This window comes from Burkholderia sp. BC1, from assembly GCF_052683555.1.
Genome location: NZ_JBQYLP010000003.1, coordinates 98,266 through 118,139, shown reverse-complemented (window position 1 = coordinate 118,139; position 19,874 = coordinate 98,266). Strand labels below are relative to the sequence as shown.

Genomic DNA, 19,874 nt, shown 5'->3' with positions numbered 1-19,874 from the left:
CGGCATGACGAACGACCGCGTGATGGCGATCGTCGGCGCGGGCCACGCGGGCGGCCGTGCGGCGCAGGTGCTGCGCGAACACGGCTGGCGCGGGCGCATCGTGCTGATCGGTGCGGAGCCGCATCTGCCGTACGAACGGCCGCCGCTGTCGAAAGGCGTGCTGACCGGCGAGCGCAGTGCCGCGCAATGCGCGTTGCGCGATCGCGACGCCTGGCGTGCGGACGCGATCGAGCCGATCGTCGCAACCGTCGAGCGGATCGATCCGGCGGCGCGCGAAATACGCGTGTCGGACGGCCGCGCGTTCGCGTACGACGCGCTGCTGCTGGCGACCGGCGCCCGCGCGCGGCGCCTCGCGATTCCCGGTGCCGATCTCGACGGCGTGCTCGCCTTGCGCACGCTCGACGACGCCGCGGCGCTCGGCGCGCGGCTCGTGCGCGATGCACGCATCGTGCTGATCGGCGGCGGCTTCATCGGGCTGGAAGTCGCGGCGTCGGCGCGCCGGCGCGGCTGTCGCGTGACCGTGCTCGACGCCGCGGCGCGCGTGCTCGGCCGCGCGGTGCCGGACACGATCGCGGCGCGCGTGCATGCGCTGCACGTTCGGCACGGCGTCGCGATCCGGCTCAATCGCGCGCCGGTCGCGATCGAGCGCACGGCGGGCGGCGCGCTCGCGGTCGTGCTCGACGACGGCGACATGCTGATCGCCGATACGGTCGTCGTCGGGATCGGCATCGAGCCGGCCGACGAACTTGCCCGCGACGCGGGGCTCGCGGTCGACCGCGGGATCGTCGTCGACGAGAGGCTCGAGACGTCGGCGCGCGGCATTTACGCGGCCGGCGACGTCGCGGTGTTTCCTGGCGGCCCGTCGGCACGTCGCGTGCGACAGGAGACGTGGCACGGCGCCGAGACGCAGGCGCGCGTCGCCGCGCGCAACATGCTGGGCGCCGGCGAACCGTATCGCGACGTGCGCTGGTTCTGGTCCGATCAGTACGACGCGCAGCTGCAGGTCGTCGGCGAGCCCGCGCTCGGCGAGCGGACCGTCGCGCGCGTGCTCGACGACGACGCGGAAATCCGCTTCCATTTCGACGCGCAGGCGCGGCTCGTCGCGGCGAGCGGGTTCGGCTGCGCGTCCGCGTGGGTGAAGGAGATGCGGGTCGCGAGGATGCTGGTCGAGCGCGCGGCGGACGTGACGCCCGCCGACGTCGCGGACACCGGCGTGAAGCTGAAATCGCTGCTGCGCTGAGGTGAACGAGCGGCGGCGCGTGCGGCGCCGGCCGCGGAGAAGGGAGCGTGGGTGGCCGAAGCGCGCGGCACACTGGGCGCCGCGCGCTTCGACGCACGTACGACGTCGCTCAGACCGTCGCGTGCAGATGCAGATACAGTGCGGCGGCCGCGGCGCCGCCGAGCAGCGGGCCGATCACCGGCACCCATGCGTAGCGCCAGTCGCTGTCGCGCTTGCCGGGGATCGGCAGCAGCGCGTGCATGATGCGCGGCGACAGGTCGCGCGCGGGGCTCATCGCATAGCCGGTCGGGCCGCCGAGCGAGATGCCGATGCCGAGCACGAGCAGGCCGACCGGCAGCGCGTCGAGCGCACCGAGCCCGACCTGCGGGGACGCGAGATAGAGCACGCCGAGGATCAGCACGAAGGTACAGATCGCTTCGGTCAGCACGTTATGCGTGACGCTGCGGATCGCGGGCGCGGTGCAGAACACCGCGAGCTTCAGGTCCGCATCGGCTTCCTTCGCGAAGTGCTGACGATACGCGAGCCAGACGAGCAGCGCGCCGGCCATCCCGCCGAGCATCTGCGCGAGCACGTAGCCGCCGACTTTCGCCCACGGGAACTTGCCGGCGAGCGCGAGACTGATCGTGACGATCGGGTTCAGATGCGCGCCGCTGAACGACGCGGTCACGTAGACGGCGACGAATACGGCCATCGCCCATCCCATCACGATCACGATCAGATCGGCGCCTTTGCCTTTGGTCTTCGCGAGCAGGACGTTCGCGACCGCGCCGTTGCCGAGCAGCACGAGGATCGCCGTGCCGATGAATTCTGCGATATAGGGTGACATGTTTGTCTCTCGTAGATCGCGGCGGACTCGCGCAGTGCGCGGTCCGCCGGCGTTGTTGTTGTGTCGTTCGCGACGCGGCGCTTACTGCGCGTCGTCGGCCCAGGCCTTTGCCGCACGCACCGCGCGCTGCCAGCCGGCCATGCAGCGCTCGACCTGCTGCTTGGGCATCGACGGCGCGAAGCGGCGATCGAGCTGCCACTGGCTGCGCACTTCGTCGAGGTTCTTCCAATAGCCGATCGCGAGGCCCGCGAGATACGCGGCGCCGAGCGCCGTCGTCTCGGTGATCTGCGGACGCACCGCATCGACGCCGAGCAGGTCGGCCTGGAACTGCATCAGCAGGTTGTTCGCGCTCGCGCCGCCGTCGACGCGCAGCTCGCCGATGCTGATGCCCGAATCGGCTTCCATCGCGGCCAGCACGTCGAGCGACTGATACGCGATCGCGTCGAGCGCCGCGCGCGCGAGATGCGCGTCGCGCGTGCCGCGCGTGACGCCGAACAGCGAGCCGCGTGCGCGCGCGTTCCAGTGCGGCGCGCCGAGGCCGGCGAACGCGGGCACCAGATAGACGCCGTCGCTGTGCGGCACGCTCGCGGCGAGCGCTTCGATCTCGGCGGCCGTCTTGATGATGCCGAGGCCGTCGCGCAGCCACTGCACGACCGCGCCCGCGATGAAGATGCTGCCTTCGAGCGCGTACTGCACGTCGTCGCCGATCTGCCAGGCGATCGTCGTCACGAGGTTGTTCTTCGACTCGATCGGCTTGTCGCCGGTGTTCATCATCAGGAAGCAGCCGGTGCCGTACGTGTTCTTCACCATCCCGGACGTCGTGCACATCTGGCCGAACAGCGCCGCGTGCTGGTCGCCCGCGATGCCCGCGAGCGGAATCTTCGACGCGAACACGGTGGTTTTCGTATGGCCGTAGATCTCCGACGACGCCTTCACTTCCGGCAGCATGCTGCGCGGGATGTCGAGCAGTTCGAGCAGCTCGTCGTCCCACTGGCGCGTATGGATGTTGAACAGCATCGTGCGCGACGCGTTCGTCACGTCGGTCACGTGCAGCTCGTGCTTCGTGAAGTTCCACACGAGCCAGCTGTCGACCGTGCCGAACGCGAGCTTGCCCTGACGCGCCTTGTCGCGCGCGCCCGGCACGTTGTCGAGGATCCAGCGGATCTTCGTCGCGGAGAAGTACGAGTCGATCGGCAGGCCCGTTTTCGCGCGCACCTTCGCTTCGAGCCCCTGCTTTTTCAGCGAATCGCAGAAGTCGGCGGTGCGGCGGTCCTGCCAGACGATCGCGTTGTAGACGGGCTGGCCCGTTTCGCGATCCCAGACGATCGTCGTCTCGCGCTGGTTCGTGATGCCGATCGCGGCGATCGACGTGCCGTTCAGGCCGGTGCGCGTAACGGCTTCGGCGGCGACGCCCGCCTGCGTCGACCAGATTTCCTGCGGGTCGTGCTCGACCCAGCCGGGCTGCGGGTAGATCTGTTCGAACTCTTTCTGGGCGATCGACACGATGTTGCCCTGGCGATCGAACAGCATCGCGCGGGAGCTCGTCGTGCCCTGGTCGAGCGCGAGGATGTACTGGTCCTGCATGTCTCTCATCTCCATCCGTGGATTAGTTGTGATGCGCGCCGTATGCCGCGGCGCGTCGGTGAATCAACGTCGGTCAAGCAAATTGCACGGGCGATTGCTCACGCGTGCGGCGCGTGCGCGGCCGCGAACCACGCATCGAGCGCGGCGCTCGCCGCGTCGAGCGTGCCCGGCGCGACGTGCAGCCCGAGCTTCGAGCGGCGCCACAGCACGTCCTGTGCGCAGGTCGCCCATTCGGTATCGCGCAGGTAGCGCAGCTCGGCCTCGAACAGGCCGGGCACGATCTCGGCGCCGAGATCGGCCAGCGACTGCGCATCGCCGACGACGCGCGCGGCACGCGTGCCGTAAGCGCGCGCATACCGGCGCGCGAGCGGCGCGGGCAGCCAGCGATGGCGCTTCGCGAATGCGTCGGCGAACGCATCGAATTTGGCGTTCGCGATGTCGCCGCCCGGCAGCGGGGCGCCGGCCGTCCATGCCGGTGCGTCGCGGCCGAGCGCGCGGCACAGCATGTCGCCGGCTTCTTCGGCGAGCTTGCGGAACGTCGTGATCTTGCCGCCGAACACCGACAGCAGCGGTGCGCCTTCGCCGTCGTCCATCTCGAGCCGGTAGTCGCGCGTGACGGCCGACGCGTTCGCGGCGTTTTCGTCTTCGAGCAGCGGCCGCACGCCCGAATAGGTCCAGTGCACGTCGGCCGGCGAGATCTTGCGCTTGAAGTAGCGGTTGATCGAATCGCACAGATACTGCGTTTCGTCGCGATCAATCGCGACGCGCGCCGGATCGCTCGTGTATTCGACGTCGGTCGTGCCGATCAGCGTGAAGTCGCGCTCGTACGGGATCGCGAAGATGATCCGCTTGTCGGGGTTCTGGAAGATGTAGGCGTGGTCGTGATCGAACAGCCGGCGCGTCACGATGTGGCTGCCCTTCACGAGCCGCACGCTGTGATGCGCGCCGCGGCCGAGCGCGCCGTGCAGCACGTCGCCGACCCACGGGCCGGCCGCGTTCGCGATCGCACGCGCACGCACGACGCGGATCGCGCCGTCCGGCCGCTGCAGCCGCGCTTCCCATTCGTCGCTGCGGCGCTCGGCCGACACGAGCTTCGTGCGCGTGAGGATCTCGGCGCCGCGCTCTTTCGCGTCGAGCGCGTTCAGCACGACGAGGCGCGCATCGTCGACCCAGCCGTCCGAATAGACGAAGCCGCGCCGGATCGAATCGACGAGCGGCGCGCCGGCCGCATGGCGGCGCATGTCGATGCCGCGCGAGCCGGGCAGCAGCTCGCGTTTCGCGAGGTGATCGTAGAGGAACAGGCCGATGCGGATCAGCCAGGCCGGACGCAGGTTCGGCATGTGCGGCATCACGAAGCGCAGCGGCCACATGATGTGCGGCGCCGCGCGCAGCAGCGTCTCGCGCTCCTGCAACGCCTTGCGCACGAGCCCGAATTCCTTGTACTCGAGATAGCGCAGACCGCCGTGAATCAGCTTCGTGCTGGCCGACGACGTGTGCGATGCGAGATCGTCCTGCTCGCAGAGCAAAACCGACAGGCCGCGGCCGGCCGCATCGCGCGCGATGCCCGCGCCGTTGATGCCGCCGCCGACGACGAGCAGATCGTAGCGATTCGGTTGATTCACCTGCTGTCCTTATCGTTCGAGAGTCGAGTTCATGGATCGAACACGAAATGTTCGAATTCGAAATTTAACGAACGAAATCGAAAAAGTAAAGTTCGAAAAAGAGGGGCGGGTGGCGCGCCGCGCGTTCCCGGACGATACTGGCGGGATCGACCGTTTCGCGAGGTGAATCATGCGTATTGGGATGGGGATCGGCGCGTGCGCCGTGGTGCTGGCGGCCTGCAGCGTAGGCACGCCGCCGCTCGCCGGCAACTGGCGGGCGCCGTCGTTCGTCGATCTGCAGACGGCGTGCGGCGGCACCGCGCGCGACTGGGGCGCGGACGCGCAGCCGGTCTACTCGGCGCTGTACGACGCGTACGTCGCGAAGCGCTATCGCGGGCTGTCCCAGGCGAACTACTGCGCGTTCGTAAACGAACTTTCCGCGCATTACGCGGCGCCGGACGCGCCGGGCCGCGCCGGCTGGATCGCGTATCTGAACGGCGCGCGGGCGCAGGCCGTCAGCTGGCGCGCGGCGGTCGATCCGACCTTGCGCGGCGGCTGAAGCGAGCGGAGCGAAACAACGGGAGCGGTGGGCCTGAAAACGCGGCGCGGCCGGGTAGGCCGGCCGCGGGCAGGTCACAAACGGCGGGACTTACGAATAGCGGTATTTGATCGACCGCAGCGTGGCGTCACCGGTTTCGGTCACGCAGTATTTTCGCCCCGATCCGAGCCCTTCGAGGCGGACGAGCTGTTGTTCGAGCAGCGCGTCGAGTTCTTCCCGATCCATGCTGGTCTGGTCGGGTGCGTCTTTCACAAGCAATAGCGTGGCGAATTCATGCGGACTCAGCATCGTTCTCTCCATGGCAACCGGTCTGCCCGCGCGGCCGGCATCGATGCCGGCGCACGTACCCCGCGGGGGATGGCTTGGGGGGAAAAGCTGCATTCGCCGGCCATGCGGTTCGCGCTCGCCCTGGCACAGGCGGAGCGGCAAACGGGCCGGGGAACTGGAGTCTAGTCGAGTGCGCAGGCAACGACAAATCGTGCCCCGTTAATTTTCCGTTTGACAGGCACGCCATCTGCAAGCGGTCCGGCCGCGCGGCGAACTTCTTGATTTCACTTGAAGTTCTCGATGCGGCGCAGCATCGCGCCGATCATTCGGCGACGTACACCTGCGTGCCGGCCGCGGCGATCGTATCGGCCATCTCGGCCGGCAGCGGCTTGTCGGTGAACAGCGCGTGGACCTGGCTCAGATGGCCCTGGCGCACGAGCGCCGGCCGGCCGATCTTCGAATGATCGGCGACGAGGTAGACCGTGCGCGCATGCTCGATGATCGCCTCCGCGACGCGGACCTCGCGCGTATCGAAGTCGCGCAGCGTGCCGTCGGCCTCGATCGCCGACGTGCCGATGATCGCGTAGTCGACCTTGAACTGCCGGATGAAGTCGATCGCGAGTTCGCCGACGATGCCCTTGTCCCAAGGCCGCACGATGCCGCCGGTGATCAGCACCTCGCAGTCGGGGTAGCCGCTCATCATCGACGCGACGTTCAGGTTGTTCGTGATCACGCGCAGCCCGTGATGGCGGTTCAGCGCGCGCGCGACTTCCTCGGTGGTCGTGCCGAGGTTGATGAACAGCGACGCCTGATCGGGGATGTGCGACGCCGCGAGCGCCGCGATGCGCCGCTTCTCGTCGTGGAACATGCGCTGCCGCGCGGTGTACGACACGTTCTCGGAACTGGTCGGCAGGCTCGCGCCGCCGTGATAGCGGCGCAGCAGGTTCAGGTCGGCGAGCCAGTTCACGTCGCGGCGGATCGTCTGCGGCGTGACGGCGAAATGCGCGGCGAGATCGTCGACGGTCACGAAGCCGTCGCGCTGCACCCATTCGAGCAATTCCTGCTGGCGCGCGTTCAGGGTGAGGCGGGGATCTCTGCTCATGTTCGACGGTCGGGGGCGTGAAAACGAAGCGGATATTGTAAGGGTGTCCGTCGCGCCGCCGGCACGCGGGTACACCCGATTCATGCGAAATGCACATGGATTCATTTCACAAATGAATTTGTGCGATTACGCCGATCGCGATGCAATGGCGGATTCCCCGCGCGCGGGGGCGCATTCCATTCGTTTTCGACGAGGTAGACCGATGACTGATTTCAACTGGCACAACCCGTATCCGACGCCCCGCATCCCGGTGTTCGCGCGCAACGTCGTATCGACGTCGCATCCGCTCGCCGCGCAGGCCGGGTTGCGGATGCTGTGGAAGGGCGGCAACGCGGTCGACGCGGCGCTCGCGGCCGCGGCCGCGATCACGGTCGTCGAGCCCGTCTCGTGCGGGCTCGGCGGCGATGCGTTCGCGCTCGTCTGGGACGGCGGCAAGCTGCACGGGCTGAACGCGTCGGGCGTCGCGCCGGCCGCGTGGAGCGTCGACTATTTCCGCCGGCGCCACGGCGAGGACGCGCACGGCATCGCGCGCAAGCCGACGCGCGGCTGGGACACCGTCACGGTGCCCGGCGTGATCGCGGGCTGGGAAGCGCTGCACGCGAAGTTCGGCTCGCTGCCGTTCGCGGACCTGCTCGAGCCGGCGATCGACATCGCGGAGCGCGGCTATTCGGTGTCGCCGATCGTCGCGCACAAGTGGGCGGCCGCCGTGCCGGAGCTGCAGGGGCTGCCCGGCTTCGCGGAGACCTTCATGCCGCGCGGCCGCGCGCCGCTCGTCGGCGAGCGCATGTGCCTGCCCGGCCATGCGAAGACGCTGCGCACGCTCGCGAACGAAGGCGCGCGCGCCTTCTACGAAGGGGCGCTCGCCGAGCAGCTCGTCGCGTTCGCGCGCGAAGGCGGCGGCGCACTGAGCGCGGAAGACTTGCGCGCCTATCGTCCGGAATGGGTCGAGCCGATCGGCAAACGCTTCGGTCGCCATACGATTCACGAGATTCCGCCGAACGGGCAGGGCATCGCCGCGCTGATCGCGCTCGGGATCGCCGAGCACGCGGGCGTGACGGACTGGCCCGTCGACTCGGCCGATTCGCAGCATCTGCAGATCGAGGCGATGAAGCTCGCGTTCGCGGACGTCTACCGCTACGTTGCCGATCCGCGCGCGATGGAAGTCACACCCGGGCAGATGCTCGACGACGCCTATCTGGCGGCGCGCGCGAAGCAAATCGACCGCACGCGCGCGACGCACTTCGAGGCCGGCCGCCCGCATTCGGGCGGCACGATCTATCTGTCGGCCGCGGACGAACGCGGGATGATGGTCAGCTTCATCCAGTCGAACTACATGGGCTTCGGCTCGGGCCTCGTCGTGCCCGGCGCGGGCATCGCGCTGCAGAACCGCGGGCACGGCTTCTCGATGGACCCGGCGTCGCCGAACGTGGTGGCCGGCGGCAAGCGGCCGTTCCACACGATCATCCCGGCGTTCGTGACCGAGGAGGCCGGCGGGCGCACGGAGGCCGTGATGAGCTTCGGCGTGATGGGCGGCGACATGCAGCCGCAGGGCCATCTGCAGACGATCGTCCGGATGCTCGGCTACGGGCAGCAGCCGCAGGCCGCGTGCTGCGCGCCGCGATGGAAGGTCAATCGCGACTTCACGCTCGACGTCGAAGCGACGATGGATCGCGCGACGGTCGAGGCGCTGGCCGCGCGCGGCCATACGATCAAGTCGATCGACGATCCTTACATGGATTTCGGCTCGGGCCAGTTCGTGTGGCGGCTCGATCCGGACGATCCCGATCGCGGCTACGTCGCCGCGAGCGACAGCCGCCGCGACGGTCTCGCCGCCGGTTTCTGACGGATTCCTTTCCGCTGTCGCGATGCGCGGGCGGCCGAACGGCCGCCCGTTTCGCTCGGTGCGCGCGATTCGAATGACGCGTCTAACATTCGGCAATGGATGCCGCGGAACTGCGTCAGGCGGGTATGGTCAGTGCTCTGAAGCACGAACTTCAAAGTCCGGCTAAGATGCCGTGATGATGGTTCGGCCGGACCAGCCTACTATAAACGCAAGCAAAACGCCGCCCGCGGTCGGTCGCCGTGCCGAAGGCACGGAGGGCCGCCCGGTGCGACGTCTGGGAGCGCACCACCATGCACACTGAAACGACGCATGTCATGCCGTGGCGAATCGAAGACATCGACCTCAACCGGATCGATCGTCAGCGCGCGGCCGCGAACGAGGACTTGCTGCTGCTGCTGTGCGCAGCGTCGTTCATCGAGAGCGGCTCCGATCTGTACACGAGCAATCTGAGCGAGTTCTTCAACGACGATCCCGAAGTGTCCGCGTGGCTCAACAATGCATGGGAGCACGAAGAATTGCAGCACGGCCGCGCGCTGAAGGCCTACATCGCGCACGTGTGGCCCGAGTTCGACTGGGATACGGCGTTCGCCAACTTCTTCGACGAGTATTCGAAGACGTGCTCGGTCGAAGCATTCGAGAAGACGCGCGCGCTCGAGATGGTCGCGCGCTGCGTCGTCGAGACGGGCACGGCCACGCTGTATCGCGCGATCAACGAGTGCTCGGACGAGCCGGTGCTCAAGGAAATCACCGACAACATCCGTACCGACGAAGTGCGCCACTACAAGCACTTCTTCAAATTTTTCAAGAAGTACAACCAGCTCGAAGGCAACGGCCGCCTCGCGGTGCTCGGCGCGCTGATGCGTCGCGTGATGGAAATCAAGAACGAGGATTCCGAGATCGCGCTGCGTCACGTGTTCGCGGTGCGGTATCCCGATCGCGTCGGCGACAGCGAATACAGCCGTGCGCGCGTCGCACGCATCAACTCGCTCGTGCGCCGCAATCTGTCGGCCGACATGTGCGTGAAGATGCTGCTCAAGCCGCTCGATCTGCCCGCGAAGATCCAGCCCGGCGTGCACTATCCGCTCACGAAGATCACGCAGCACGTGTTCTTCCGCTGATCGACAACGCGGGGCCGCGGCCGCTATGCTGCGGTTCCGCCGTTTACCGCCAGCCGGCTTCGCCACCATGACCGAATCCCATCGCCACGCGCTCGAACAATGGACGTTCGATGCGTGGCCGCCGGCCGTCGTCTCGCTGTTCGACGGCACCGCGCTCGAGCGTCACGCCGATTTCGCCGCGTCGCTGCTCGTCGCGACCGACGACGGACAATTGCGCACGACGCTGCTGAGCGTCGGCGAAATCTATGCGCGCGATCCGCGCACGCTGTTGCTCGCGCTATGGCCGCAGTCGCGTGCGGCGCGCGCGCTCGCGCAGCGGCGTGCGGCCGCGCTGACGCTCGTTGCGGACGGCGCGTTCTATCAGGCGCAACTCGACGTCACGCCGCTCGAAGGGACGTTCGGCGGATTGGCCGGCTTCGCTGCGACAATCGCGCACGGCGATGCGCAGCGCGTCGGCTATGCGCGTCTCGCGACGGGTGTCACGTTTGCACTGGAAGGCGAGCGCACCGCGGTGCTCGCACGCTGGCAGCGCCAGGTCGAGCACCTGCGGCGCGCGGCTGCACGGCTTCAGTGACCGCGCTGGCCGCTGCGCGACGAACGGTTGCGGTTCGGGTGCGCGGCGTTGCCGTTTGCGGCACGTGCGCCGTTGCCGCCTGACGGGCGCGCGCCGTTGCCGTTGCCGCCGCCCTGCGGGCGCGGCTTGGCGGCCGCCTTCGGCTTCGGTGCCTGGCCGTCGCGCTTCGCGCCCGGCTGCTGGGCGGCGCCGCCGGCGCGCGGCGCACGATTGCCGCCACCGCCGCCGCCATTGCCGCCACCGCCGCGCGGCTGCTGGCCGCGACGCTGCTGGATCGGTTCGGGCTTCGCATTCGGATCGGGCTCGAAGCCCGCGATCACTTCACGCGGAATCTCGCGCTTGATCAGCCGTTCGATGTCGCGCAGCAGCTGCTTCTCGTCAACGCACACGAGCGACACGGCTTCGCCGGTCGCGCCTGCGCGACCCGTGCGGCCGATGCGGTGCACGTAATCCTCGGGCACGTTCGGCAGATCGAAGTTGACGACGTGCGGCAGCTGATCGATGTCGATCCCGCGCGCGGCGATGTCGGTCGCGACGAGCACCTGCAGCGTGTTGTTCTTGAACTCGGCGAGCGCGCGCGTGCGGGCCGACTGGCTCTTGTTGCCGTGGATCGCCATCGCGCTGATGCCGTCCTTGGTCAGCTGTTCGGCGAGCCGGTTCGCGCCATGCTTCGTGCGCGTGAAGACGAGCACCTGGAACCAGTTGTGCTCGCGGATCAGATGCGTGAGCAGTTCGCGCTTGCGATCGCGGTCGACCGGATGGATCTTCTGCGCGACCGTCTCGGCGGTCGTGTTGCGGCGCGCGACCTCGATCAGCGCCGGCGAATCGAGCAGGCTGTCGGCGAGCGCCTTGATCTCGTCGGAGAACGTCGCGGAGAACAGCAGGTTCTGGCGCCGCGGCGGCAGCTTCGCGAGCACGCGCTTGATGTCGTGGATGAAGCCCATGTCGAGCATCCGGTCGGCTTCGTCGAGCACGAGGATGTCGAGATCCGACAGGTCGATCGTCTTTTGCTGCATGTGATCGAGCAGGCGGCCCGGCGTTGCGACGACGATATCGACGCCGCGCTTGAGCGCATCGATCTGCGGATTGATGCTGACGCCGCCGAACATCACGGTCGAGCGCAGCTTCAGATACTTGCTGTACGCACGCACGCTTTCCTCGACCTGGGCGGCGAGTTCGCGCGTCGGCGTGAGGATCAGTGCGCGCACGGCGCGCTTTGCGCTGCGATGCTCGGTGTAGAAGGTGTGCAGGCGCTGCAGGATCGGCAGCGTGAAGCCTGCGGTTTTGCCGGTGCCGGTCTGCGCGCCGGCGAGCAGATCGCCGCCGCCGAGGACCGCAGGAATGGCCTGCTGCTGGATCGGGGTCGGCGACGTGTAGCCGAGCTCGTTGACCGCCTTGACGAGCGGTTCGGCCAGGCCGAGAGATTCGAAAGACATAGATACCACGCTTGAGTTTTATGATCGGCGATGCGCGCCGCGCGGCCCGCGCGGGGAAAACCGGCATCGCCAAAAGCAAAAGGGCGCGGCCGCGGTTTCCCGCAGCCGCGCCCCGTTTGTGTGAGCCGCTTCTTAGTCGAGCGGTGCGGAACGCAGATCGCTGACCTGTTGCGGCGAGATCGGCGTACCGTTGTTACCCCACGACATCCGGATATACGTGACGACCGCCGCGACTTCCTGGTTCGACAGCGACTGCGCGAACGGCGGCATCCCATACGGACGCGGATTCTTGAACGTGCTCGGCGGATAGCCGCCATTCAGCACCATGCGGATCGGGTTGACTGCCGATTCCATCACGATCGAATGGTTGCCCGCGAGCGGCGGATACGCAGGCGGCTTGCCGGCGCCGTTCTCGGCGTGGCAGGTCGCGCAGTTGTCTGCGTAGATCTTCTTGCCCTGCTCGAACAATGCATTGCCGAACTGCTTCGACGGCTCGTACTGCATGTTCTTCGGCGCTTCGGCCTTCTGCGGGATCGACTTCAGATACGTCGACATCGCGCGCGTATCTTCGTCGGTCATGTACTGAAGGCTGTTGTGCACGACGTCGGCCATCGGACCGAACACCGCACCCTTGTTCGACACGCCGGCCTGCAGCAGGTCGGACAGCTCCTGCACGTGCCAGTCGCCGAGACCGAGTTCCTTGTCGTTGGTCAGCGACGGCGCGTACCAGTTCTGCAGCGGGATCAGGCCGCCGGCGAACGCTGCCGAATTGACCGGGCCGCCCATCATGTTGATCGACGTGTGGCACATCGAGCAGTGGCCGAGGCCTTCGACGAGATAGGCGCCGCGGTTCCATTCGACCGACTTGGTCGGATCCGGCTTGTACTCGCCTTCCTTGAAGAACAGCGTGCGCCAGCCGATCAGCAGGTTGCGGTTGTTGAACGGGAACTTCAGTTCATGCGGACGGCTCGGCACCGAAACCGGCGCGACCGAGCGCAGGTAGGCGTAGATCGCGTCCGAATCCGCGCGCGTGACCTTCGTGTAGCTCGCGAACGGGAAGCCCGGGTACAGCAGGCTGCCGTCCTTCGAACGGCCCGTGTGCATCGCGCGGTAGAAGTCGTCCGACGTCCACTTGCCGATACCGTTCTGGTCGTCCGGCGTGATGTTCGGCGTATACATCGTGCCGAACGGCGTCGCCATCGGCAGGCCGCCCGCGAACGGCTTGCCGCCGCGCACGGTGTGGCACGCGATACAGTCGCCGACGCGCGCGAGGTATTCGCCCTTCTTGATCAGCGCGGCCTGATCGGCCGGCGTGGCCGCGACGGCGGAAGCGCCGTGCAGCGTGTCGTTGCCCGACCAGAGCACGGGCACGAGAGCCGCTGCCGCGACGATCGCGACAGCCGAGAGTGCAAACAGGGACTTGCGTTTCATTATGTCTGTCTCCCTTGCCTTATTGCGGTTCGCTGCCGCAGGCGAGCGGAGTCTTCATCGAACGCGCCGGAGCCGGCACGGGGTTGGCGGGCGCCGGCTGCGCGGCGAGCCATGCCGTCACGGCCGTCACGTCTTCGTCGGACAGCTTCGATGCGATGTCGTGCATGCAGTCCGGTGCCTTGGCGTGGCGGTTGCCCGAACGCCATGCGCCGAGCTGCGCGCTCAGGTAGTCGGCGTGCAGGCCGACGAGGCCCGGGATCGCCGGCTGCATGCCGGTCAGCGCGGCGCCGTGGCAGGCGACGCAAGCCGGCAGCTTGCGCGACGGATCGCCCTGCGTGACGAGCTGCTTGCCGCGCGCGAGCGTCGCGGCCGGCAGCGTCGGCTTCGCCGGCGTCGGGTACGGCGGACGCTCGGCCGAGAAGTGCTCGGCGATCTCGCGCAGGTAATCGTCGCTCAGATACGTGAGCAGATAGTTCATCGGCGGATACTTGCGCCGGCCGTCGCGGAAGTTGACGAGCTGGTTGTACAGGTACTCGGCCGGCTTGCCTGCCAGACGCGGGAAGTAGTCGTTGTCCGTGCCCTGGCCGTGGACGCCGTGGCATGCGGTACAGCCGCGCACGCGCTCGGCCATCGTATCGAGTGCCTTGAGCGGCGCCTGCTGCGCGTGGGCTTGCTCCGTGGGCTTGGTCTGCGCTTGGGCAGCGCTCGTAAGGCCCGCTCCGCCGATCAACAGAACGGCGAGCAGCGGACGGATGAGGCGTCTTGAAGACACACGAGACTCCATGTTTATTCGTCGGGGACCTGTCCGGGCTACGATCGGCTCGGCATGACGGCAGGACAGCCGGGCTGCTGCGACGCGGCATTCTATCATCGATGGGTAATGACGGCTATTTGGCAAAAGGACATCGGTTCCTGTCTGTTTCCGACTTGCGACAATTTGACGCGCATCGTGCGCAGGCCGCGTGAACCGGCGTGCGTTTTGTCCATCGAAGACCGTACACTCGCGGGTCGCGCCGCGTCCGCGTGCCGCCGACCCAGTCATTTCTCCCGTTTTTCCGGATTTCTCGATGACGTTTCCTACCGTGCCGTTGCCCGTTTTTTGCTGTCCGTCCCGCCGCCCGTCCTGCGTTCGCCGTGCCGCGAACCTGCCGTTCGCGGGAGGGTGCGCACGATGAGGATCGACAGCTTGTGGATCGGGCAGGTCGCGCTTGCGGCGTTGATGGATGCGGCGTTCGCGATGGCGGTCGGCTCTGCGCTGCTGAAGGGCTGGCTCGGCAGGGACGGCGCGCGGCCCGTCGTCGCGCCCGCGCATCCGGCGTGGGTGCGCGCGCAACATTCGCTCGTCGCGGCCGCGCTTGCGCTCGTGCTCGCGGATCTCGGCTGGCTCGTCTACGAAGCCGCGTCGATGAGCGGTGCGGGGCTCGGCGGCGCGTTTGCGGCGATGCCGACCGTGCTCGCGCAGACGCATGCCGGCTTCGCGTGGAGCGTCGCGTTCGGCGGTGCCGTCGTGCTCGCGATCGTCGCGCTGCTCAAGCCGGACGGCACGGTCGCGCACGCGCTGCTGTGGCTCGCGGTGATCGTGATCGCGGCCGGCAAGGCGTCGCTCGGCCATGCGGCCGATGTGGGTGCGCTGTCGGCCGCCGTCGGCGTGCAGACCGTGCATCTGCTCGCCACCGCGGTATGGGGCGGCGTCGTGCTCGCGGGCGGGCTCGCGGTGTTGCCGGTGCTCGGCTCGTCGGTTGCGCGCGGCGCGCTGATCCGCATCGGTCAACAGATGTCGCGCACGTCGGTGATCGCGGTCGTGTTCGTGCTCGGCACCGGCGTGCTGAATGCGCTGCGCGGCCTCGGCGGTTCGCTCGCGCCGCTCGACGGCAGCACGTGGGGACGCGTGTTGCTGCTGAAGCTGCTGCTCGTCGCGCTCGCGCTCGTGCTCGGCGGGCTGAACCGCTTCTCGGCGCTGCCGCGGCTGCGTCGCACCGCGTCGACCGAGGACGCGCATACGTTCCGCAACATCCTGCATCTCGAGGCGCTGACGATGATCGGCGTGTTCGTGGCGGCGGCCGTGCTGTCGTTCAGCGTGCCGGGGTTCGCGGCGCTCGGATGACGGCGCGCGCGCGGCGCGCACAATGAAAAAGGCCGCCGGTCGTTCGACCGGCGGCCGTATCGCAATCGACGCATCGCGCTGGCGCGTCCCGCACGCGATGCGCCCCGCCTCTCATCTCACCACTCGGCGACGCTGCCGTCCGCGTGGCGCCACACGGGATTGCGCCAGCGATGGCCGGTCTTCGCCATCTCGCGCACCTTCTCCTCGTTCACGTCGATGCCGAGCCCCGGCCCTTGCGGAATCGCGACGAAGCCGTCGTCGTAGCGGAACACTTCCGGATTGCGCAGATAGTCGAGCAGATCGTTGCCCTGGTTGTAGTGGATGCCGAGACTCTGCTCCTGGATGAACGCGTTGTAGCTGACCGCGTCGAGCTGCAGGCACGCGGCGAGCGCGATCGGCCCGAGCGGGCAGTGCAGCGCGAGCGCGACGTCGTAGCTTTCGGCGAGCGTCGCGATCTTCCGGCATTCGGTGATGCCGCCCGCGTGCGATGCATCGGGCTGGATGATGTCGACATAGCCGCCGGCGAGGATGTGCTTGAAGTCCCAGCGCGAGTAGAGCCGCTCGCCGAGCGCGATCGGCGTGTTGGTCTGGTTCACGATGTCGCGCAGCGCCTCGGCGTTCTCCGACAGCACGGGCTCCTCGATGAACATTAGCTTGTACGGATCGAGTTCCTTCGCGAGCACCTTCGCCATCGGCTTGTGCACGCGGCCGTGGAAGTCGACGCCGATTCCGACGTGCGGACCGACCGCGTCGCGCACGGCCGCGACGTTCGCGATCACCTGCTCGACCTTGTCGTAGGTATCGACGATCTGCAGCTCTTCCGAGCCGTTCATCTTCACGGCCTTGAAGCCGCGCTCGACCACGGCGCGCGCGTTGTTCGCGACGTCGCTCGGCCGGTCGCCGCCGATCCACGAATAGACCTTGATGCGCTCGCGCACCTGGCCGCCGAGCAGCGCGTGCACGGGCACGCCGTGATGCTTGCCCTTGATGTCCCACAACGCCTGATCGACGCCCGCGATCGCGCTCATCATGATCGGGCCGCCTCGGTAGAAGCCCGCGCGATACATCACCTGCCAGTGATCCTCGATGAGGCGCGGGTCCTTGCCGACCAGGTAGTCGGCGAGTTCGTGCACGGCGGCTTCGACGGTGTGCGCGCGGCCTTCGACGACCGGCTCGCCCCAGCCGACGATGCCCTCGTCGGTTTCGATCTTGAGGAACAGCCAGCGCGGCGGAACGATGAAGGTTTCGAGGCGGGTGATTTTCATGTCGCGAGTCTCCAGGGTTGACCGGCGTGCCCGATGGGCGCCACGCCGGCCGCGTGCTTTCGCGTTATCCTAGCGTAGCGCGTTAAAAAATAGTATTAATAGCACTATTGTGCACATAGTGGGCAACGGCGCCCGACGGAGAACGATCATTCAACGCGATTTGCATGGACAAACGGCCTTCCGGCTCGCGACGGCGATCCTGCGCGGCGACTATCCGCCCGATTCGCTGCTGCCGCGCGAGCCCGACCTGATGGCGATGTTCGGCGTGAGCCGCACGGTGTTGCGCGAAGCGTTGCGCACGCTGACGTCGAAGGGGCTCGTCGAATCGCGTCCGAAGGTCGGCACGCGCGTGCGCCCGCGTCGCGCGTGGAATCTGCTCGATGCCGATCTGCTCGACTGGTATGCGCGCGTCGCGCCGGCGCTGTCGTTCGCGCTGAAGCTGCAGGAGATGCGCGAAATGATCGAGCCGCACGCCGCGGCGATGGCCGCACGCGTGCGGGCCGCGGATGCGATCGCGGCGATCGACGAGGCGTTGGGTGCGATGGCCGCCGCGCGCAACGTCGACGAATGGGTGCGCGCGGACCTGCGGTTTCATCTCGGCGTGCTCGAGGCGGGCGGCAACGAGTTGCTGGTGCCGCTCGGCGCGCTGATCGATCGCACGCTCGAGGCGCAGTTGCATCTGAATGCAAGGCGCGCGCACGTGTACAACGCGTCGTTGGCCGAGCACGCGGCGGTCGGCGATGCGATTCGCGCGGGCGACGCGGACGGCGCGCGTCGCGCCATGGCGGCGCTGCTCGCGGTGACGCGCGCGCGCATCGAGCAGTCGTGATGGGGGCGCCCCGCTAGGGGCGCCGGCGAGCGGTGCTCGGCGAGGGGCGCTCGGCTAAGGGCGCTCGGAGATCGGTGCCCGGAAAGGGCGCCCGGCTAGGCGCGCCCGGCTAGAAGCGCGCCGCTAACGGCGCCCGGCAACGAGCACTCGCCCTTCGCACGGTTCGCTACGCGTTCGCGCAGCCGCCCGGTTTGAGCACGCGCTGCGTCGACGCCGGATATTTCTCGAGCAGGGCGGCGGGCCGCCTCGGGCGCGCGACCAATTCGCCGCCGCAGTTCGGGCAGCGGCCTTGCAGGACGGTGTCGGCGCAGGTCGCGCAAAACGTGCATTCGAACGTACAGATGCGCGCGTCCGCCGAATCGGGCGGTAGATCCTTGTCGCAGCATTCACAGCCGGGGCGCAGTTCGAGCATCGCGGTTTCCTTGGTCGGGGAGGTCGGGGCCTGCGCCGCCGGGCGGCGCAGCTGCACGCTACTGTACGCGTGTGGCGCGGCGCGGCCAATGGTCGGCCAAGGGCGCGCTCACGCCACTGGCGCCTGTGCGCGGCGGCGGTCGTACTCGGTCTTGTCGACCGGTCGTGCATCGGCGCGGCCCAGCTCGCTCATCGCGATGCGATAGGTTTCGCGGGCGCTGAGCGCGGCCAGCGCGGCGATCACGGTGATGCCGAACGCGATCGCGCCGACGGTCAGCCAGATGTGCGTCGCACCGGGCGGCGCGACGGCCGTAAACAGCGCGGGCAGCATCGCGGTGATCGCCGTGCCGACGTTCTGCGCGATCGCCATCGCCGAGACGCGCGTGCGCGTCGGAAACAGCTCGGGGTAGAAGCTCGGGAACACCGCGTTGTAGCCCTGGTAGACCACGCCCCACATCAGCAGCGACATCGCGAAAGCGAGCGGGACGCTCTGGATGCTGATCGCATAGAGATAAGCGAAGGCGAGCAGCCCCGAGAGCAGCGCGCCGAACACGATCGGCGGCTTGCGCCCGATCCGGTCGGACAAACTGCCGACGTACGGAATCACCAGCACCGCGACGATGTTGCCCGCGACGGGAATCCAGAGGTAGACATCCTTCGCGAATCCGATGCCGTAGGCCGGCTGCACGGCGTAGGCCGCGCCGAAGATCGTCGCGACGACGGGAATCACGTTCATCAGCGACATGCAGACCACACGCAGCATGTCGGCCCAGTGGAACCTGAATGCCTCGACGACGGGCGAGCGCGCGCGCGTCTGCCGTGCTTCCTCGCCGGTGAAGGCGGGCGTCTCCGTCACGTTGCGGCGGATCACCCAGCCCGCGAAGATCACCACGACGCTCAGCAGGAACGGAATGCGCCAGCCCCAGCTGTTGAACTGCTCGGCCGGCATGTAGTGCGCGAGCGGCAGGAACACGGCCGCCGCCAGCACCTGGCCGGCCTGCACGCCCTGCAGCGTGAAACTCGAAAAGAAGCCGCGCCGGCCGAACGGCGCGTGTTCGAGGATCATCGAGCTTGCGCCGGAGATTTCGCCGGCTACGGCAAAGCCCTGAATCAGCCGCAGGATCACGAGCAGGACCGGCGCCAGCAGGCCGATCTGGTCGTAGGTCGGCAGCAGGCCGACGCCGATCGTCGCGAAGCCCATCAGGAACATGCACGAGAGCAGCACCGTCTTGCGCCCGTGCGTGTCGCCGAGGTGGCCGAGCACGAATGCGCCGATCGGCCGCGCGACATAGCCGACGCCGTAGGTCGCGAGCGACGCGACGATCGCGGTGGTCGGATCGCCTTTCGGAAAGAAGATCTGCGGGAAGATCAGCGCTGCCGCCGTCGCGTAGATGAAGAAGTCGTAGTACTCGAGCGCCGAGCCGATCCAGCCGCTCGCGGCGGCCTTCTTCGGCTGGTGTCCGGGTTGGGGTTCGCGGGCCGCGCGTGCGGTCATGGCTATCTCCGGTTTCGTTGGGTTTCTCTGCGCGAATCGACGCATCGATCGCGTTCATTACAACTTGAAAGGTTAGAGGCGGCGAGGTCGGCGCGACAAGCGCGAGCGGCGGGTGCGCGTTCGATCATCGCGCGTGTGCGTCCGATGATCGGACGCTTCGAGGGTTTGTCCGGGCAGGCAGGTTGCGCG

18 protein-coding genes are annotated in these 19,874 nt (G+C 68.0%); 7 read left to right on the top strand and 11 right to left on the bottom strand.

Annotated elements, in window-relative coordinates; genetic code table 11:
• Positions 1-4 precede the first annotated feature (4 nt).
• Complete coding sequence (locus tag ACSHSS_RS02795) at positions 5-1,240, top strand: NAD(P)/FAD-dependent oxidoreductase (protein WP_445544546.1); 1,236 nt, start codon at positions 5-7, stop codon at positions 1,238-1,240.
• A 109-nt stretch (positions 1,241-1,349) separates the two neighbouring features.
• Here ACSHSS_RS02795 and ACSHSS_RS02790 read toward each other — a convergent pair whose 3' ends face one another.
• From ACSHSS_RS02790 to glpD, 3 genes are all read right to left on the bottom strand, one after another.
• Complete coding sequence (locus ACSHSS_RS02790; RefSeq protein WP_445544545.1) at positions 1,350-2,066, bottom strand: MIP/aquaporin family protein; 717 nt, start codon at positions 2,064-2,066, stop codon at positions 1,350-1,352.
• Between the two features lie 81 nt (positions 2,067-2,147).
• Positions 2,148-3,650 (bottom strand): glycerol kinase GlpK, encoded by a 1,503-nt coding sequence (gene glpK, locus ACSHSS_RS02785; RefSeq protein WP_006406533.1) that lies wholly within the window; start codon positions 3,648-3,650, stop codon positions 2,148-2,150.
• A gap of 98 nt (positions 3,651-3,748) precedes the next feature.
• Positions 3,749-5,272 carry a glycerol-3-phosphate dehydrogenase gene (glpD, locus tag ACSHSS_RS02780; RefSeq protein WP_445544544.1) on the bottom strand — a complete coding sequence of 508 codons (1,524 nt, stop codon included), beginning with the start codon at positions 5,270-5,272 and terminating at the stop codon, positions 3,749-3,751.
• Between the two features lie 169 nt (positions 5,273-5,441).
• Here glpD and ACSHSS_RS02775 point away from each other — a divergent pair, with 169 nt between their 5' ends.
• Positions 5,442-5,810, top strand: a complete 369-nt coding sequence (locus tag ACSHSS_RS02775) for a hypothetical protein (RefSeq protein WP_043279198.1) — start codon at positions 5,442-5,444, stop codon at positions 5,808-5,810.
• A 90-nt stretch (positions 5,811-5,900) separates the two neighbouring features.
• Here ACSHSS_RS02775 and ACSHSS_RS02770 read toward each other — a convergent pair whose 3' ends face one another.
• Positions 5,901-6,098, bottom strand: coding sequence for a phage tail assembly chaperone (locus ACSHSS_RS02770; protein WP_006398360.1), 198 nt, complete (start codon positions 6,096-6,098; stop codon positions 5,901-5,903).
• A 301-nt stretch (positions 6,099-6,399) separates the two neighbouring features.
• Positions 6,400-7,179: a DeoR/GlpR family DNA-binding transcription regulator gene (locus ACSHSS_RS02765; RefSeq protein WP_043280695.1), complete on the bottom strand. Its 780-nt coding sequence runs from the start codon at positions 7,177-7,179 to the stop codon at positions 6,400-6,402.
• Positions 7,180-7,381: 202 nt separating this feature from the next.
• Here ACSHSS_RS02765 and ACSHSS_RS02760 point away from each other — a divergent pair, with 202 nt between their 5' ends.
• The 3 genes from ACSHSS_RS02760 (at position 7,382) to ACSHSS_RS02750 (ending at position 10,714) form a co-directional block, all read left to right on the top strand.
• Complete coding sequence (locus ACSHSS_RS02760; protein ID WP_217263932.1) at positions 7,382-9,022, top strand: gamma-glutamyltransferase family protein; 1,641 nt, start codon at positions 7,382-7,384, stop codon at positions 9,020-9,022.
• Between the two features lie 290 nt (positions 9,023-9,312).
• Positions 9,313-10,140 carry a ferritin-like domain-containing protein gene (locus ACSHSS_RS02755; RefSeq protein WP_006398364.1) on the top strand — a complete coding sequence of 276 codons (828 nt, stop codon included), beginning with the start codon at positions 9,313-9,315 and terminating at the stop codon, positions 10,138-10,140.
• 67 nt (positions 10,141-10,207) lie between these two features.
• Positions 10,208-10,714 carry a hypothetical protein gene (locus ACSHSS_RS02750; RefSeq protein WP_012467698.1) on the top strand — a complete coding sequence of 169 codons (507 nt, stop codon included), beginning with the start codon at positions 10,208-10,210 and terminating at the stop codon, positions 10,712-10,714.
• Here the strand turns inward: ACSHSS_RS02750 and ACSHSS_RS02745 are convergent.
• The 3 genes from ACSHSS_RS02745 to ACSHSS_RS02735 form a co-directional block, all read right to left on the bottom strand.
• Positions 10,708-12,150 (bottom strand): DEAD/DEAH box helicase, encoded by a 1,443-nt coding sequence (locus ACSHSS_RS02745; protein ID WP_012212764.1) that lies wholly within the window; start codon positions 12,148-12,150, stop codon positions 10,708-10,710. The two genes, ACSHSS_RS02750 and ACSHSS_RS02745, sit on opposite strands and share 7 nt — an antisense overlap.
• Positions 12,151-12,282: 132 nt before the next feature.
• Positions 12,283-13,581 (bottom strand): c-type cytochrome, encoded by a 1,299-nt coding sequence (locus ACSHSS_RS02740; RefSeq protein ID WP_006398367.1) that lies wholly within the window; start codon positions 13,579-13,581, stop codon positions 12,283-12,285.
• A gap of 19 nt (positions 13,582-13,600) precedes the next feature.
• Complete coding sequence (locus ACSHSS_RS02735) at positions 13,601-14,365, bottom strand: c-type cytochrome (RefSeq protein WP_445544543.1); 765 nt, start codon at positions 14,363-14,365, stop codon at positions 13,601-13,603.
• A 387-nt stretch (positions 14,366-14,752) separates the two neighbouring features.
• Here ACSHSS_RS02735 and ACSHSS_RS02730 point away from each other — a divergent pair, with 387 nt between their 5' ends.
• The gene (locus ACSHSS_RS02730; protein WP_054316353.1) at positions 14,753-15,685 is read left to right on the top strand and encodes a CopD family protein; all 933 of its coding nucleotides are present in this window, start codon (positions 14,753-14,755) and stop codon (positions 15,683-15,685) included.
• Between the two features lie 116 nt (positions 15,686-15,801).
• Here the strand turns inward: ACSHSS_RS02730 and dgoD are convergent, their stop codons facing one another.
• Positions 15,802-16,950 carry a galactonate dehydratase gene (dgoD, locus tag ACSHSS_RS02725; protein WP_006398370.1) on the bottom strand — a complete coding sequence of 383 codons (1,149 nt, stop codon included), beginning with the start codon at positions 16,948-16,950 and terminating at the stop codon, positions 15,802-15,804.
• Positions 16,951-17,068: 118 nt separating this feature from the next.
• On the opposite strand from dgoD, the gene ACSHSS_RS02720 reads away from it, so the two are divergent.
• Positions 17,069-17,779, top strand: coding sequence for a FadR/GntR family transcriptional regulator (locus tag ACSHSS_RS02720; RefSeq protein ID WP_105764148.1), 711 nt, complete (start codon positions 17,069-17,071; stop codon positions 17,777-17,779).
• Positions 17,780-17,945: 166 nt separating this feature from the next.
• Here ACSHSS_RS02720 and ACSHSS_RS02715 read toward each other — a convergent pair whose 3' ends face one another.
• Together ACSHSS_RS02715 and ACSHSS_RS02710 are read right to left on the bottom strand one after the other, a co-directional pair.
• Entirely contained in the window at positions 17,946-18,191 is a 246-nt protein-coding gene (locus ACSHSS_RS02715) for a DUF1272 domain-containing protein (protein ID WP_060040942.1), read from the bottom strand.
• Positions 18,192-18,299: 108 nt separating this feature from the next.
• The gene (locus ACSHSS_RS02710; RefSeq protein ID WP_039219960.1) at positions 18,300-19,685 is read right to left on the bottom strand and encodes an MFS transporter; all 1,386 of its coding nucleotides are present in this window, start codon (positions 19,683-19,685) and stop codon (positions 18,300-18,302) included.
• Between the last annotated feature and the right edge of the window lie 189 nt (positions 19,686-19,874).

Coding starts and splice junctions, on each gene's coding strand:
- ACSHSS_RS02795 (WP_445544546.1), top strand. CDS start 5: ATGACGAACGACCGCGTGATGGCGATCGTCGGCGCGGGCCACGCGGGC.
- ACSHSS_RS02790 (WP_445544545.1), bottom strand. CDS start 2,066: ATGTCACCCTATATCGCAGAATTCATCGGCACGGCGATCCTCGTGCTG.
- glpK (WP_006406533.1), bottom strand. CDS start 3,650: ATGCAGGACCAGTACATCCTCGCGCTCGACCAGGGCACGACGAGCTCC.
- ACSHSS_RS02775 (WP_043279198.1), top strand. CDS start 5,442: ATGCGTATTGGGATGGGGATCGGCGCGTGCGCCGTGGTGCTGGCGGCC.
- ACSHSS_RS02770 (WP_006398360.1), bottom strand. CDS start 6,098: ATGCTGAGTCCGCATGAATTCGCCACGCTATTGCTTGTGAAAGACGCA.
- ACSHSS_RS02765 (WP_043280695.1), bottom strand. CDS start 7,179: ATGAGCAGAGATCCCCGCCTCACCCTGAACGCGCGCCAGCAGGAATTG.
- ACSHSS_RS02760 (WP_217263932.1), top strand. CDS start 7,382: ATGACTGATTTCAACTGGCACAACCCGTATCCGACGCCCCGCATCCCG.
- ACSHSS_RS02755 (WP_006398364.1), top strand. CDS start 9,313: ATGCACACTGAAACGACGCATGTCATGCCGTGGCGAATCGAAGACATC.
- ACSHSS_RS02750 (WP_012467698.1), top strand. CDS start 10,208: ATGACCGAATCCCATCGCCACGCGCTCGAACAATGGACGTTCGATGCG.
- ACSHSS_RS02745 (WP_012212764.1), bottom strand. CDS start 12,150: ATGTCTTTCGAATCTCTCGGCCTGGCCGAACCGCTCGTCAAGGCGGTC.
- ACSHSS_RS02740 (WP_006398367.1), bottom strand. CDS start 13,581: ATGAAACGCAAGTCCCTGTTTGCACTCTCGGCTGTCGCGATCGTCGCG.
- ACSHSS_RS02735 (WP_445544543.1), bottom strand. CDS start 14,365: ATGGAGTCTCGTGTGTCTTCAAGACGCCTCATCCGTCCGCTGCTCGCC.
- ACSHSS_RS02730 (WP_054316353.1), top strand. CDS start 14,753: ATGAGGATCGACAGCTTGTGGATCGGGCAGGTCGCGCTTGCGGCGTTG.
- dgoD (WP_006398370.1), bottom strand. CDS start 16,950: ATGAAAATCACCCGCCTCGAAACCTTCATCGTTCCGCCGCGCTGGCTG.
- ACSHSS_RS02715 (WP_060040942.1), bottom strand. CDS start 18,191: ATGCTCGAACTGCGCCCCGGCTGTGAATGCTGCGACAAGGATCTACCG.
- ACSHSS_RS02710 (WP_039219960.1), bottom strand. CDS start 19,685: ATGACCGCACGCGCGGCCCGCGAACCCCAACCCGGACACCAGCCGAAG.